This is a genomic window from Pantoea graminicola (assembly GCF_048452665.1).
Taxonomy (GTDB): Bacteria; Pseudomonadota; Gammaproteobacteria; order Enterobacterales; family Enterobacteriaceae; genus Pantoea.
In genome coordinates this window covers 390,006-405,032 of the sequence record NZ_JBLWSJ010000003.1, presented here as the reverse complement: position 1 = coordinate 405,032, position 15,027 = coordinate 390,006, and the positions used below count along the sequence as shown (strand labels likewise).

General features: G+C 60.2%; 14 protein-coding genes. 10 read left to right on the top strand and 4 right to left on the bottom strand.

Translation table 11 applies throughout. From position 1 onward, the window contains the following. Positions 1-112: 112 nt before the first annotated feature. The 7 genes from ACNY69_RS09560 (at position 113) to ACNY69_RS09530 (ending at position 9,084) form a co-directional block, all read left to right on the top strand. The gene (locus tag ACNY69_RS09560; protein WP_418798105.1) at positions 113-2,467 is read left to right on the top strand and encodes a membrane-bound PQQ-dependent dehydrogenase, glucose/quinate/shikimate family; all 2,355 of its coding nucleotides are present in this window, start codon (positions 113-115) and stop codon (positions 2,465-2,467) included. Positions 2,468-2,763: 296 nt separating this feature from the next. Further along, positions 2,764-3,744: a TIM barrel protein gene (locus ACNY69_RS09555; protein WP_111140367.1), complete on the top strand. Its 981-nt coding sequence runs from the start codon at positions 2,764-2,766 to the stop codon at positions 3,742-3,744. A gap of 56 nt (positions 3,745-3,800) precedes the next feature. Then, the gene (locus ACNY69_RS09550; RefSeq protein ID WP_111140368.1) at positions 3,801-4,841 is read left to right on the top strand and encodes a sugar ABC transporter substrate-binding protein; all 1,041 of its coding nucleotides are present in this window, start codon (positions 3,801-3,803) and stop codon (positions 4,839-4,841) included. Positions 4,842-4,857: 16 nt separating this feature from the next. After that, on the top strand, positions 4,858-6,360 hold the full coding sequence (locus ACNY69_RS09545; RefSeq protein ID WP_111140369.1) for a sugar ABC transporter ATP-binding protein: 1,503 nt from the start codon (positions 4,858-4,860) through the stop codon (positions 6,358-6,360). A gap of 32 nt (positions 6,361-6,392) precedes the next feature. After that, entirely contained in the window at positions 6,393-7,364 is a 972-nt protein-coding gene (locus ACNY69_RS09540; protein WP_418798100.1) for an ABC transporter permease, read from the top strand. Beyond that, on the top strand, positions 7,364-8,221 hold the full coding sequence (locus ACNY69_RS09535) for a MurR/RpiR family transcriptional regulator (RefSeq protein ID WP_111140371.1): 858 nt from the start codon (positions 7,364-7,366) through the stop codon (positions 8,219-8,221). Before ACNY69_RS09540 ends, ACNY69_RS09535 begins: the two co-directional genes overlap by 1 nt. Before the next feature lie 2 nt (positions 8,222-8,223). Beyond that, a complete protein-coding gene (locus ACNY69_RS09530) occupies positions 8,224-9,084 on the top strand; it encodes a PfkB family carbohydrate kinase (RefSeq protein WP_111140372.1) in 861 nt (286 codons plus the stop codon). A 43-nt stretch (positions 9,085-9,127) separates the two neighbouring features. Here ACNY69_RS09530 and ACNY69_RS09525 read toward each other — a convergent pair whose 3' ends face one another. Beyond that, a complete protein-coding gene (locus ACNY69_RS09525; RefSeq protein WP_418798097.1) occupies positions 9,128-10,159 on the bottom strand; it encodes an NADP-dependent oxidoreductase in 1,032 nt (343 codons plus the stop codon). 308 nt (positions 10,160-10,467) lie between these two features. On the opposite strand from ACNY69_RS09525, the gene ACNY69_RS09520 reads away from it, so the two are divergent. Beyond that, entirely contained in the window at positions 10,468-10,869 is a 402-nt protein-coding gene (locus ACNY69_RS09520) for a VOC family protein (protein ID WP_293770026.1), read from the top strand. 118 nt (positions 10,870-10,987) lie between these two features. Next, the gene (locus ACNY69_RS09515; protein ID WP_111140381.1) at positions 10,988-11,506 is read left to right on the top strand and encodes a glutamate racemase; all 519 of its coding nucleotides are present in this window, start codon (positions 10,988-10,990) and stop codon (positions 11,504-11,506) included. Here the strand turns inward: ACNY69_RS09515 and ACNY69_RS09510 are convergent. Next, the gene (locus ACNY69_RS09510; protein ID WP_111140380.1) at positions 11,499-12,248 is read right to left on the bottom strand and encodes a DeoR/GlpR family DNA-binding transcription regulator; all 750 of its coding nucleotides are present in this window, start codon (positions 12,246-12,248) and stop codon (positions 11,499-11,501) included. The two genes, ACNY69_RS09515 and ACNY69_RS09510, sit on opposite strands and share 8 nt — an antisense overlap. Before the next feature lie 83 nt (positions 12,249-12,331). On the opposite strand from ACNY69_RS09510, the gene ACNY69_RS09505 reads away from it, so the two are divergent. Beyond that, positions 12,332-12,916: an NUDIX domain-containing protein gene (locus tag ACNY69_RS09505; protein ID WP_418798094.1), complete on the top strand. Its 585-nt coding sequence runs from the start codon at positions 12,332-12,334 to the stop codon at positions 12,914-12,916. A gap of 49 nt (positions 12,917-12,965) precedes the next feature. Here ACNY69_RS09505 and ACNY69_RS09500 read toward each other — a convergent pair whose 3' ends face one another. Continuing rightward, a complete protein-coding gene (locus ACNY69_RS09500) occupies positions 12,966-14,066 on the bottom strand; it encodes an NADH:flavin oxidoreductase/NADH oxidase (RefSeq protein ID WP_111140375.1) in 1,101 nt (366 codons plus the stop codon). Positions 14,067-14,234: 168 nt separating this feature from the next. Further along, positions 14,235-14,984, bottom strand: coding sequence for an SDR family oxidoreductase (locus ACNY69_RS09495; protein WP_293770029.1), 750 nt, complete (start codon positions 14,982-14,984; stop codon positions 14,235-14,237). Between the last annotated feature and the right edge of the window lie 43 nt (positions 14,985-15,027).

The following is a 15,027-nucleotide window of genomic DNA, read 5'->3' as shown; positions in this document are numbered from 1 at the left end:
ACCATTTACACTTCGGCATGTTTTTACATATTTGATACATAAGTTAAGATCTCGTTGAAATTTTGTATGCAAATTAATTTTGTGCTTAGCGTGAATGACCCGAGGAAGGATCATGATAAATAAATTAACCAGTGTAATCATGGTGATATTTGCTATTGCCCTGATATACATGGGGGGAGAACTGCTGTCAGCCGGCGGCAGCGCGTTTTACGCCGCCATGGGCGTGGGGGTCCTGCTCAGCGCGATTCTGCTGCTGCTGAACAGACGCAGTGCGCTGACGCTCTATGCGCTGCTGATGTGGATAACCCTGTTCTGGATTATCCGGGAAGTGGGCTTCGATAAATGGCAGTGGATCCCGCGTGGCGATCTGTTTGGTCTGCTGGGTCTCTGGCTGGCTCTGCCGTGGGTGGTGCGTCCGCTCTATCAGGGGCAGCGACGCTTTCATCCTCTGCTTGGCGGAACGGTCGGGCTGATGGTGCTGCTGGTTATCGGCCTTTGCTTTTACGATCCGCTGCCGCAGCAGGGCACTATTACCACGCCGCGCCAGAGTGCCGCCACCGGCGGCGCTGCTGACGAGTGGCGCGCCTATGGCGGAACCACCGACGGGCAGCGCTTCTCGGCGCTGAAGCAGATCACCCGTGATAACGTAAAAGATCTTGAGGTGGCCTGGACCTACCACACCGGCGATCTGCGCCAGGATGACGATGCCACCGAATACACCTTCGAAGCGACGCCGCTGAAAGCCAACGGCATGCTCTACTTCTGTACGCCGCACAACGAAGTCCACGCGCTTGACCCGGAAACCGGGGCGGTGAAGTGGAAAACCGCGCCGGATAAAAACCGCTCCTATCTGCAGCAGCACCAGACCTGCCGTGGCGTGAGCTACTACGACGCCGGAGAGGCGCAGACACAGTCAGATGCCGCGCCGGCGCTCTGCCGCAGGCGTATCTTCAACGCCACCACCGATGCCCGCCTGCTGGCGCTGGATGCAGACACCGGTAAACCCTGTGCGGACTTCGGTGACAAGGGTGTGGTCAACCTGCGCGCTGGCATGGGCGAGTTGCGCCCGCACGCGCTGATGCAGACCGCCGCGCCGCTGGTGGCCGGTAATCTGGTGATCGTCGGCGGCTCGGTGATGGATAACGGCTTCCACAGCGGCAACCCGTCGGGCGTGATCCGCGCCTATGATGCCGTCAGCGGGCGTCTGGTCTGGAACTTTGATCCGGCGAATCCGGAAAATAGCGCCCCGATCGCCCAGGGCGCGACCTATCCACAGGATACCCCGGTGGCCTGGGCAACCCTGAGCGCCGACCTGAAGAATGGTCTGGTTTATGTGCCCTTTGGGAATGCGTCGCCGGATGAGGTGGGTTTTGATCGTGACCCTGCCAGCAATACCGAAAAATTCCGTGATGCGCTGGTGGCGCTGGATCTGAAAACCGGTGCATTCAGGTGGCGTTATCAGAGTTCGAACCACGACCTCTGGGACCGTGACAACCCGTCACAGCCGTCGCTGGTGGATATCAGCTACCAGGGCACGCCGCAACCGGTGGTGATCCTGCCGACTAAAACCGGCAACCTCTTTGTGCTGAACCGCCTGACCGGGCAGCCGGTCTACCCGGTAGAGCAGGTCAAGGTTTCCGTGGATGGCATCAAAGGCGAGCAGTATGCGCCGACCCAGCCGGTCTCCAGCCTGAACTTTATCCCGTCGCCGCTGACGGAGAAATCTATGTGGGGCATTACGCCGTTTGACCAGATGGCCTGCCGCACTACCTTCCGCAAACTGCGCTATGACGGTAACCCGTGGACGCCGCCAACGGAAGCCGGCTCGCTGATCTTCCCGGGCAATATCGGTGTCTTTAACTGGGGTTCGGTGGCGGTCGATCCGCAGCGTCAGATGCTGATTGCCGCGCCGGTGCGCCTGGCTTACAAGTACAACCTGATCAAACGCACCCCGGAAACCGAAACCCAGCGCACCTTCACCAAAGATGGCACGCCGTACTGGAACGAAAACTTCCACGGTGAGTATGCGATCCACATCCAGCAGATGGCGTCGGGCCTGGGGATCCCCTGCATCGCGCCACCGTGGGGCCGGATGGTCGGTGTGGATCTGACGACCGGCAAAACCAGATGGCTGCGCCGCGTGGGGACTACCCGCAACCTGAAGACCAGCTTCCTGCCTGGCCGTTTCCCGCTCGGCTTCCCGATGGGAATGGTCGCGCACGGCGGCCCGCTGCTGACGGCCGGTGATCTGGTGTTCCACGGGGCCACGGCAGACAACTATTTCCGTGCTTACGACAGCACCACCGGCGAACTGCTGTGGCAGACCGAGCTGAGCGCCGGTGCTCAGGCCACGCCCTCCACCTTTATGGGTAAAGATGGCAAACAGTATGTGGTGATTGCCGCAGGCGGTCACGGCTCACTGGGCACCACGGCAGGCGACAGCGTGGTCGCTTTCCGGCTGAAATAATCCTGATCCGCTGAGCGCCGCCCGGCGCTCAGCTTTTTTCGTCATCGCCGCCAGCCTCTCTTCCCTCCGCTTTTCTGCCGCAACCTGCTGTATTCACAACCGATCTCTCCAGTCTGCCGCGCGGCTGGCTTAATCACGCCCTGAAACTATTTCGTGACAGCTCTCGCAGTTTGGTGATTTGCTCCGCCCGGCAGGCTTGCGCATTCAGTCGCGAGGCGTAGATTAATACATAACTTCACAATTAACCGTGAATATGAAAAGTACTTCACAATACGCTCTCTGAAGGATTGACCCCTATGTCGGAACTGAAATTTGCAACCCGTCTCAACTCATTCGCCTCGGGCGCGCACCTCTACTGGCCCGATCAGCAGGGCAAGCCCTCTGTCCTGCAGATGGTGGCCCGTGCCGGTAAGGTAAAGGGTTTAACGCATCTCGATCTCAATTTTCCGCAGCACCTCACCAGCGATATTCCCACGCTGCGTCAGGCGATTGAGGATGCAGGCCTGGCCGTCAACGGCATGCAGATGCGCTGGGACGCCCCGCAGTTCAAAATCGGTGCCTTTACCCATCCGGATGCAAAAGTGCGTCGCGAGGCGATCGAGCTGACCAAACGCGGCATCGATGCGGGTCGGGAGTTCGGTTCACGGCTGATGACGCTGTGGATGGGGCAGGATGGTTTCGACTACTGCTTCCAGGCGGACTATAAGAAGATCTGGGAGGATGCGGTCAGCGCCGTGCGGGAAGTGGCGGAGTATGCGCCGGATGTCGATGTCAGCATCGAATACAAACCCAACGAGCCGCGCGCCTATAGCATCTTTCCTAACGCCACCACCTGCCTGCTGGCGGTGGAAGAGGCGGGCTGCCCCAACCTGGGGATCACGCTCGACTTTGCGCACGTACTGTTTGCCAACGAGGTGCCGGCCTATGCCGCCGCGATGGTGGCACGGCGTTCACGGCTGCTGGGGCTGGACCTGAACGATGGCTGGGGCAAGCGCGACGACGGCCTGATGGTCGGCTCCGTCAACCCGCGCGCCACGCTGGAGTTTCTCTGGCAGATGCAGCGTGACGGCTATCGTGGGGCCTACTACTTCGACACCTTCCCGGACGCCAGCGGGCTGGACCCCATCCGGGAAGCAGAAAGCAACATCGCGACCGTGACCCGGCTGCTGCGGCTGTGCGATCAGCTGCACGGCAACACGGCATTACTGGCGGCCATTGAGCGCCAGGATGCGGTCGCCTCCCAGCAGATCGTCAATGACATTCTGCTGGCGCGATAACGGCTGATCCAGCCGATAACATAAAAAACCCTACCCAACATGCTGAGAATATAAAAATGAAAAAACTCCTGCTCGCTGTTATCGCCTCCTCACTGCTCTGCAGCACCGTCTATGCGGCCGAGCTGGCACCGCTGCAGTCCGACACCGAACCGGATCGCACCGACTGGACCCAGCTCGACAGCAAATATGGCGCACTGCCGAAAGTCGATAAATCGCTGAAGATTGGCGGCGTCTCCAAGACCCTGACCAATGAATACTGGCGTTCGCTCGGCGAGGGCTACCAGAACGTCGCGAAGAAGTATGGCTTCACCGTGGCCTATCAGGCGGCGGCCAATGAAGATGACCAGCTTGGCCAGCTGTCGATTGCCGAAACGCTGATCTCGCAGGGCTTCAACGGCCTGCTGGTGTCGCCTCAGACCGACATCAACCTGGAGCCTGCGCTGGAGAGTGCCAGCAGCAAAAAGATCCCGGTGGTGAACGTGAATGATGCGGTGATGCCGAATGCGCGTTACTACGTGGGTAACGTTCAGAAAGATAACGGCGTGCGGGTGGCGAAGTGGTTTATCCAGCACCATCCGCAGGGTGGCAAGGTGGCGGTAATTGAGGGGCAGCCGGGCGTTTATGCCGCCGGACAGCGTACCCGTGGCTTCAAAGAGACGCTGGCGACGGCCGGTAAGTTCACGATTGTTGCCAGCGTGCCAGCCAACTGGAGCCGCGAGCAGGCCTTTAACGCCGCCTCGACCATTCTTCAGCAGCATCCCGACCTGATCGGCTTCTACGCCAACAACGACACCATGGCGCTGGGCGTGGTGGAAGCGGTGCGCGCACAGAACAAAGCGTCACAGGTTGCCATCTTCGGCACTGACGGCATCTCCGATGCCTACGCCTCCATCAAGCGCGGTGAACTCACCGGCACGGTGGACAGTTTCCCGGTGCTGACCGGCGAAGTGGCGATGGACGTGATGATCCGTCTGATCAACGGTCAGAAGCTGTCGCGCGTGGTATCCACACCGCAGGCGCTGATCACCAAAGAGAACGTCGATGCGTTCTCCACCAAAGACAACAACCGGCTGCGTCAGTTGCTGGCGCAGCAGTAAGTCAGCGGGAGCGGGTATGGAAGAGTTTCGCTTAACGATGCGCGGTATCAGCAAAAGTTACGGTAACGCCGCCGCGCTGCAGGATGTCGATTTCTCGGTGCGGCCCGGTGAGGTGCATGCGCTGATTGGGGAAAACGGCGCGGGGAAATCCACCCTGCTGAATATTCTCTCCGGCGTGCGCGGTGCGGACAGCGGTGAGATCAGCGTCAACGGCAGTCCGGTTCAGATCCGCTCGCCGCTCAGCGCCCGTCAGGCCGGGATCGCGATGATCCACCAGGAGCTGCAGCATGTGCCTGAGCTTTCTGTGGCGCAGAACATGTTTCTGGGCCGACCGCTGACCCGCGCCGGGGGGATGTGGGTCGATAAAAAAGCGCAGCTGGCGCGCGCCACCCTGATTCTGAAGACGCTGGATCCGACCATCGATCCCGACACGCCAATCAGAAACCTCAAGGTGTCGCAGCAGCAGATCGTGGAGATTGCCCGGGCGCTGCTGGATAACGCCCGCATCATCGCCATGGACGAACCGACCTCCAGCCTGACGCCGCGCGAGTTTGATCGCCTGGCGGAACTGATCGGCGATCTCAAAGCGACCGGGGTTTCGCTGATCTACGTGTCGCACAAGATGAATGAGATTTTCCGGGTCTGCGACCGCGCCACCATTATGCGTGACGGCAGGCAGGTCGGCGTGGTCAACATCAGCGATGAGGATGAGGAGAGCATCGTCGCCAGAATGGTCGGACGGAAGATCGACAAGCTCGACCATCAGGCGTTCGTCAGCGACCGCGAAGTGCTGCGGGTCGAGGATCTGACGCGCGGCAGCGAGGTGGTTTCCGCCAGCTTCAGCGTGCGGGCGGGCGAGGTGCTGGGCGTGGCCGGACTGGTCGGCGCGGGCCGCACCGAACTGCTGAAACTGATCGCCGGTATCGACAGACGAACCCGCGGCACCGTGAGCGTTAACGGCAGGGCGGTCAGGAATCACAGCGTGCGCGCCGCGATTCAGGCCGGCATCGGCCTGGTGCCCGAAGATCGTAAAAAAGAGGGCATCATCAAAGAGCGGGCGGTGAAGATGAACATGGCGCTGCCGTCGATGCATCGCTTCACGGCGGCGGGTCTCATCAGTCAGTCCCGGCTGGGCCGCGAGGCGCTGCGGGTGATGGGCGATCTGCGCCTGCGGCCGCTCGACATCGAAAAGCCCATCGGCACGCTGAGCGGCGGCAACCAGCAGAAGGTGATCATCGGCCGCTGGGTAGCCGCGGATGCGGAGGTGTTCCTGTTTGATGAGCCGACGCGTGGCATCGACATCGGGGCCAAGTCGGAGATCTATCATCTGATTGAAAAACTGGCCCAGGCGGGCAAAGCGATTGTGGTGGTGTCGTCGGAGATGACGGAGATCATCCGCATCTCGGATCGGGTGCTGGTGATGCGCGAGGGACGGATAACCAAAGAGTTAACCGGCAGCGCGATCACCGAAGAGAACATCGCCCGTTATGCCATTAAAGATATCGATCCAGGCGCCTGACCGCTGTCCTGACACTTATTAAGGTGATAATTATGACGACCCAGACCTCCACCGGGCCAGGCACCCGACCTGCACTGCGGCTTAAGTTTAATCTGCGCGATGCGGGCACCCTGATTGGCCTGTTTATTATCATGGTGACATTTTCGTTTCTGTCGCCGGTCTTTTTTACCGTGCCCAATCTGCTGAACATCCTGCAGCAGTCCTCCATTAACGCCCTGATTGCGCTGGGGATGACGATGGTCATCATCTCAGGCGGGATTGACCTCTCGGTCGGTCCGGCGGCGGCGCTCTCGGCGGTGCTGGGCGCAACGCTGATGGCGTCGGGCGTGCCGGTGCCGCTGGCGATCCTCGCGACGCTGGGGGTCGGCGCGCTGTGCGGACTCTTCAGCGGCACGCTGATTGCCTATGCCGGACTGCAGCCGTTTATCGTGACGCTGGGCGGCCTCTCGCTGTTCCGGGCCATTGCGCTGATTTACACCGGCGGCAATCCCATCTTCGGGATCCCGCTGACGTTTCGCAGCCTGATTAACAGCGACCTCCTGCGGATCCCGACACCGATTGTGATTGTGGCAGTGATTGCGCTGCTGCTCTGGACGGTGATGAATAAGACCCCGCTGGGGGAGTATATTCTGGCCATCGGCGGCAACGAAGAGGCGGCGCGGGTTGCCGGGGTGCCGGTGAAGCGGACCAAGGTTACCGTCTATGTGCTGTCCGGTCTGCTGGCATCGCTCGCGTCGCTGATCCTGATCGGTCGTCTCGGCGCGGCGGAGCCGACCATCGGTAACCTCTGGGAGCTGGACGCTATCGCGGCGGCGGCCATCGGCGGGGCCTCGCTGATGGGCGGCAAGGGCAGCATCTTCGGCACGCTGATCGGTGTGGTCATCCTGGGCGTATTACGTAACGGTCTGACCTTACTGAACATTCAGGCCTTTTACCAATTGCTCGCTACCGGCCTTATTATTATCATAGCGATGTTGATTGACCGGGCGACCCGAGGCAAGTAATGAAGCAAGATCCGCGAGCCATTGGCGCTCAGATTCGCATGCGTTTGCCCCAGCTGACGCCGTTAGAACGGCGGGTCGCTGAGGCGATCATGGCCCGCACCGACATTACCGAGCAGTCTTCGTTAAAGGAGATTGCGCAGGAGAATAATGTCTCTGAAGCGATGATTGTGAAGATAACCAAAAAGCTTAACTTCACCGGCTTCAGGCATTTCAGAAGTGGTCTGATTTACTACAACCAGTCTGAGGTGGCGGGACTGCATGCGGAAATTGAGCCGGATGATTCGTCGGAGCAGTTGCTGACCAAAGTGTTCAGAACCTCTATCCAGGCGATCGAAGAGACCTTATCGATTCTGGATGTCTCTGAATTCAATCGTGCGGCAGACATCATCTTTAAAGCGCGTCATATCGATCTCTACGCCGTGGGCGGTTCTGCCGCTGTGGCGCGGGATTTGTCACACAAGATGCTGAAGATCGGCATCAAAACGACCGTCTATGACGACGCCCATATCATGCTGATGTCCGCCGCCGTGTTATCTGACGACGATGTGGTTATCGCCATCAGTCATTCGGGCGCCACACGTGCGGTGAACGATCCGGTCAGGCTGGCGGGAAAGAATGGTGCGAAGGTTATCGCCATCACCAACTACGCCGAATCCCCGATCGCGCAGAACGCCCATGTGGTCCTCAATTCAACCTCTCAGGGATCGCATCTGCTGGGTGAAAACGCCGCGTCACGCATCGCCCAGCTGAATATTCTGGATGCGCTGTTTGTCGCTATCGCCAAGAAAGATCTGAAGCGGGCGGAGAAGAACCTGATGAAAACCCAGCATGCGGTTCAGGATCTGCGGGAATTCTAACTATGAGCAAAATTGCAGTCACCGGCAGTCTTCATTACGACATTATGCTGGATGCGCCTCATCGCCCTGAAAAAGGCGAAACGGTGATGGGCAGCGCCTGTCGCTATAAGTCTGGCGGCAAGGGCGGTAATCAGGCGGTCGCTGCCGCGCACGCGGGGGCTTCGGTCCGTTTCGCCGGTGCCGTGGGTGATGACGCGCAGGGGCAGTTCCTGCGGGATCATCTGCAGCAGGCGGGCGTGGAGATCACGGCGGTCAGCGTCATCCCCGCATCGCCCTCCGGGATGAGCGTCGCCATTACCGACGCCGAAGGGGATTACGGCGCGGTAGTGGTTTCCAATGCCAATCAGCAGATCCCGCTGACCACCTTTGCGCAGCCCGACTTCTGGCAGGACGTTTCGCTGCTGGTGCTGCAGAATGAGGTGCCGGAGGCGGTCAATCTCTGCGCCGCCAGGGCCGCCCGGCAGCGGGGGATTATCGTCTGCGTGAATGCCGCGCCCGCTCGTGCACTGTCGGCGGACTTTGCAGCCTGCATCGATCTGCTGGTGGTGAACGCCATTGAGGCGCGCGACATGTGCGGGGTTAGCGTACAGGATCTGACGTCGGCGTATGCGGCGGCGGACGCGCTGGCCAGCCGGTTTGCCCGCGTGGTGGTCACCGCCGGCGAACATGGGGTGGCGTACAGTGAATCAGGAGAGACGCGGACGCTGGCGGCAGAGAAGGTCACGCTGGTCAGTACTCACGGCGCGGGGGACTGTTTTGTCGGAGTGTTGTGCCAGCGCCTGAGCCGTGGCGCAACGCTGGCGGAGGCGGTCAGTGACGCTAATCGTGCGGCTGCCGATCACGTCTCCCGGCCGCTGCAGTAAAGGCGCGAGCGTGCCACGTCACCGACGCGGCACGCTCCTCTTATCAGGCGCCGACATTCACCACGGTTTTACCGAAGTTTTTGCCATTCAGCATATCGATAAACGCCTGCGGCGCATTCTCTAAGCCTTCGATCATGTGCTCGCGATAGTGGATTTTTTTGCTCTCCACCAGCGGCGTCATCGCCTTCAGGAACTCAGGATAGCGGTCGCCGTAATCCTGGAAGATGATAAAGCCCTGCATACGGATACGACGCTTCAGAATACCCGCCATGATCAGTGACGTTCTGTCCGGGCCTTCCGGCAGCTCACGCTGGCTGTAAGCGGAGACCAGCCCGCAGACCGGTACACGCGCAGCGGTGTTAAGCAGCGGGAACACCGCGTCAAACACTTTGCCGCCCACGTTTTCGAAGTAGATATCGATACCATCCGGGCAGGCATTTTTCAGCTGCTCTTCGAAATCGGCGCTGTGGTGGTCAATACAGGCATCAAAGCCCAGCGTATCGACCGCATAACGGCATTTCTCTTCACCGCCCGCCACACCGACGACGCGACAACCTTTCTGTTTACCCAGCTGACCGACCGTAGCACCGACCGGGCCGGTTGCGGCGGCCACGACCAGGGTTTCACCGGCCTGAGGCTGACCGATATCCATCAGGCCCATATAGGCGGTAAAGCCTGGCATTCCCAGAATACCCAGCGCCCAGGAGGGGTGGGGCAGATCGTTGCCCAGCTTCGCGATCTCTTTGCCATCGGAGACGGCATACTCCTGCCAGCCGCTCTGTGACAGCACCCAGTCTCCGATCTTAAAGTCGCTGTGCTTAGAGGCCGCGACCTGACAGACGGTGCCGCCGACCATTGGCTGATCCAGCTCGGCGGGCGCAGCGTAGGATTTACCCTCATCCATCCGGCCACGCATATAGGGGTCCAGTGACAGGTAAATGGTCTTCAGCAGCACTTCACCCTCTTTGATTTCCGGCACAGGCTGCGCCACATAGCGGAAATTCTCTTTGGTCGGTTCACCCTGAGGGCGTGAAGCGAGTAACCAGGCGTGATTCTGCGTTGCTTGTTCAGTCATCGTCTCTTCCTTCTGTAGCCGGGCGATGCAAGGAGCATCGCCGTTTGAATACCGCAAAGTGTAGATGACCCTGGCGGGAATGCGTTTAGCGTGACGAGCGGTAAACTGCCGGAGCCGATGTGCGGGCAGGGCGTACAGAACGCAGCGGCAGCCCGGCTGCGGCGGGATCACGATGTTGATAGCCGGGTGAATGACAGTCACATCCGCTTGCAAAAAAGCGCGCCGGCGCGGCGGCCGTTACCGCACCCGGTGACACAGGCGCGGAACGGCGTGTGATAAAAATTTCTCTTTTAGCGAAGAGGGTTAGCATGACGATTCAGCATCTGCGTATCGCCCGGCCGGTGACGGATCTGGCGCTCAGCAGCCATGTCTGGTGTCACGGGCTGGGACTGCAGAACATCGGCGGGTTTACCGGCCATCAGGGATTCAGCGGTGTTATGCTGGGGGCGGACGGGCTGGGCTGGCATCTGGAATTTACCCATTGTCCGGGCCATCCGCTTCTGCCTGCGCCTACAGAGGACGATCTGCTGGTGCTCTACCTTCCCTGTCACGCGGCGTGGCGCGATCGTTGTGCCCGCATGGATGAGGCTGGCTTCCGGCGGGTGCCTGCGTTTAATCCTTACTGGGATCGGCAGGGCGTGACATTCAGTGACCAGGACGGTTATCGTGTCGTGATCCAGCACGCAGCCTGGCCCCCTCAACCTCTCTGATAAACCGGAGCAGACTTTGAACATTCTCTGCCTGCATACAGCGGCCAGTAATATCGCGATATTCGATGCCGCCGCAACGACCCTGGCGCAGAACGCGACGCCGCTCAGTCATCGGGTGATGCCTGAACTGCTGGCGGAGGCGGAGCGCAGCGGCGGGATGACGACACCGTTGCGCCGCCGGCTCGCACAGCTGATCGCCTCGCTGCTGCCGTCGTTTGATGCGATCCTGATTACCTGTTCAACGCTGGGCCCGGTCGCTGAGGATTTCTGCCCGCAGGATCGCGTCATGCGCACGGACGCTATGCTGGCCAGCGCGCTGCAGCGTCATGCAGGACGCACGGTGGCGCTCTGCGCTGCCGAATCCACCCTGGCGGCGACACGAACGCTCTTCTGTCAGCCCGGCGGCCAGGTCGACGTTGTGCTGGTGGAGGATGCCTGGACCGCGTTTAAGGCAGGGGAGATCACCCGCTATTTCTCCCTGCTTGCCGCGGCGGCGGAGCAGGCTTATCAGCAGGGGGCCGTTGCGGTAGCACTGGCACAAAGCTCAATGACGCCGGTCGCACAGCAGTTTCCTGCTGCGCAGCGTCCGCTCACCGCACCGTTTCTGGCGCTGCAGGCCTGCTACGATCTCAGATGATCGTCACCCCCTGCTGATGCAATGCCCGATCCAGCGCCTCATCCGGCGCGGTCTCAGTAACCAGCATACTCGCCAGCGACAGATCGCCAATGGCAAACGCGGAGGCGGCGTTAAGCTTCTCCGCCGATGCCAGCACTACGGTCTCTGCAGCGCGGCCTGCCAGGGCCCGCTTGACCGTTGCCTCCTCGAAATTACCTGTCGTCAGGCCCGCCGCCGGATGTACCCCGGTCACGCCCATAAAAAAGAGATCGGCGTTGATGCGGCTGAGTGACTCCAGCATCGCGGCGCCCACGGTGACAACAGAGTGGCGGTAGAGCTGGCCGCCCAGCAGGATGATCTCCACCTGTGGATGTTCAGCTAACGCCAGCGCCACGCTGGGGCTGTGGGTGACGGCCGTAAAGCTCAGCGTATCGGGCAACTGCTGCACCAGTTCTGCGCTGGTGGTGCCGCCATCGATCAGCACAATCTGCCCGGGCTGAATCAGCGTCACCGCCTTCTGCGCGATAACCCGCTTCGAGGCGGTCTGCACGCTTTTGCGTGTTTCGAAGGTGCCCAGTGCGGCAGAGACCGGCAGTGCGCCGCCGTGAACCCGCTGCAGCAATCCTTCGGCTGCCAGTTCACGCAGATCGCGGCGGATGGTGTCCTCGGAAAGGCCGAATCGCTGACTGAGATCGCGCGACTGCACCTGTTTTTCCTGCGCGAGCAGGGCGAGAATGGTCTGTTTACGTTGGCTGGAGAGCATAAAACGGGCCTGCATGTTTTTTCTTGAGTTTGCACGATTCTGCATGATAGCGTGAAGGCTGTCTACTTATCCCGGAGAATACCATGCAGCCGAACGCGTCCCGTGTGCGCCTTATCCATGAGCAGTTACTGTCCGATAACTGGTATACCCTGAAGAAATATACCTTCTCGCTGCAGCGCCGCGATGGTCGCTGGCAGGAGCAGAGCCGCGAAGCCTACGATCGCGGTAATGGTGCAGTGATCCTGCTTTACAACCGTGAGACCCGCCGCGTGGTCGTGACCCGCCAGTTCCGTTTTCCCGTCTTTCTGAACGGGCATAACGGTTTCCTGATTGAAGCGGCTGCCGGCCTGCTGGATAACGCCTCACCAGAGGCCCGTATCGTGGCTGAGGCGGAAGAGGAGACCGGTTTTCGCGTCACCCGGGTAGAGAAAGTGTTTGAGGCCTTTATGAGCCCCGGTTCCGTCACCGAAAAGCTCTACTTCTTTATTGCTGAATATGATGACAGGCAGCGCAGCGGCGAGGGCGGCGGTATCGAGGAGGAGGGCGAAGATATCGAAGTGCTGGAGCTGGATTTCGACCAGGCGTTACAGGCGATCGATCAGGGTGAGATTGTGGATGCCAAAACCATTATGCTGCTGCAGCATCTGCGTCTGAAAGGCATTTTATAAGTTCGCTTTACCGGGCAGACCGCTATGCAGGCGGCCCGCCCGTCCTGGCTTACTGATCCTGCGTCAGAATGCCTTTTACATCGTGCGGTTCAGAACGCAGATACTGCGGCGGCACCTGAACTTTGCCATCCAGCGCGGCGGCGGCGTGCCACGGCCAGCGCGGATCGTAGAGAATACCGCGCGCCAGGGCGACCAGGTCCGCTTCGCCCTGTTGCAGCACATCTTCAGCCTGCTGTGGCTCGGTGATCAGGCCCACCGCGATCACCGGAACCGACACCTGCTCACGAATATCCCGGGCAAACGGCACCTGATAATTCGGGCCGACATCAATTTTCTGATCTTCCGACAGGCCGCCGCTGGAGACATGGATATAGGCGCACTGCAGGGCTTCCAGTTCACGCGAGAAGGCGATCGACTGGTTAATCTCCCAGCCACCCTCGACCCAGTCTGTAGCAGAAATCCGCACGCCCACCGGCACCGAAGCGGGAACGGCGTCACGTACGGCTTTGAAGATTTCCAGCGGGAAGCGCATACGGTTCTCCAGCGAGCCGCCATACTCATCACTGCGCTGATTCGACAGCGGCGACAGGAACTGATGCAGCAGATAGCCATGCGCGGCGTGAACCTCGATGAGCTGGAAGCCCAGACGCACGGCGCGCAGGGCGGTATCAACAAATGCCTGGGTAACCCGCGCCAGGTCGTCACGGCTCATGGCAACCGGTTTGATCTCATCTGCGCTGTAGCTCAGCGCCGAAGGCGCGATAGTCTGCCAGCCGCCCGCATCCGGGGCAATCTGCTTACCGCCTTCCCACGGCACCGCACAGGACGCTTTGCGTCCCGCATGACCCAGCTGAATACCGATCGGAATTGAGGAGTAGCGACGCACATCTTCCAGCACCGTCTTCAGCGCGGCTTCGTTGTCATCATTCCACAGACCGAGATCGCCGGGAGAGATGCGGCCAATGTCCTCGACGGCCGTGGCTTCGATGATCATCAGGCCCGCGCCGGAAAAGGAGAGCTGGCCAAGATGGATCCGGTGCCAGGCGGTCGCATTACCCGCTTCGGCGGAGTACTGGCACATCGGCGCAATGACGATGCGGTTATCCAGCGTAAGTTCGCCCAGCGAGACAGTGGAAAAAAGTTGGCTCATGTTATCTCCATGGTGTTATGACTGACGTGACAGGCAATAACTATAGCGGGGGATTGGCAGAGTCGGGGAGAATGCAACGTGACATTTTATGACGGTGCGCTTTCTGCGGTTGCGTCAGAAAACGGCGGAACCTGCCCGCCAGAGGCGACGGGCAGCAAAAAAGGCCAGTCAGATCTGCGCCATGCCGCCGTCGACAAAGAGCTCTGTCGCATTAATAAAGCTGGCGGTATCGGACGCAAGGAACGCCACGGTTTTAGCGACCTCCTGCGCTTCCCCCAGGCGGCCAAGCGGGATCCGGGCTGACAGCGCATCAAACAATCCCTGTCGCTGCTCTTCATTCACCAGTTCGCCCAGACCCGGCGTGCGGATGGGGCCAGGGCTGACAACGTTGACCCGGATACCGCGATCTTTCAGATCCAGCGCCCATGAACGGGCAAAATTACGCACTGCCGCTTTACTGGCGCTGTAGACGCTAAAGGCGGCGGTACCCTGAACGCCGGCAGTAGATCCGGTCAGGATCACCGAGGCGCCTTCAACCAGCAGCGGCAGTGCTTTCTGAACCGTAAACAGCACTCCGCGCACGTTAGTATCAAAGATACGGTCAAAATGCGCTTCGGTAATCGCTCCCAGCGGCAGCATGTCACCGCCCCCGGCATTGGCAAACAGAATATCGAGATGTCCCGCCTGTGCCGCGATACGCGAATACACTTCATCAAGATCGTGCAGTTGAGCGGCATCGGCCCGAATTCCCGTGACGTTTTTGCCCAGGTGGATGACGGCGTTATCCAGCTCCCTCTGACGGCGGCCGGTAATAAATACCTGTGCGCCCTGTTGTGCCAGCTCGCTGGCTGTTGCCAGTCCGATTCCGCTGGTGCCGCCTGTCACTAATGCCACTTTTCCTGCGAGTAATGTGCTCATCGGTTTTCTCCTGCTCATAAGGTAACGTTTCCCGGTCAGCGCC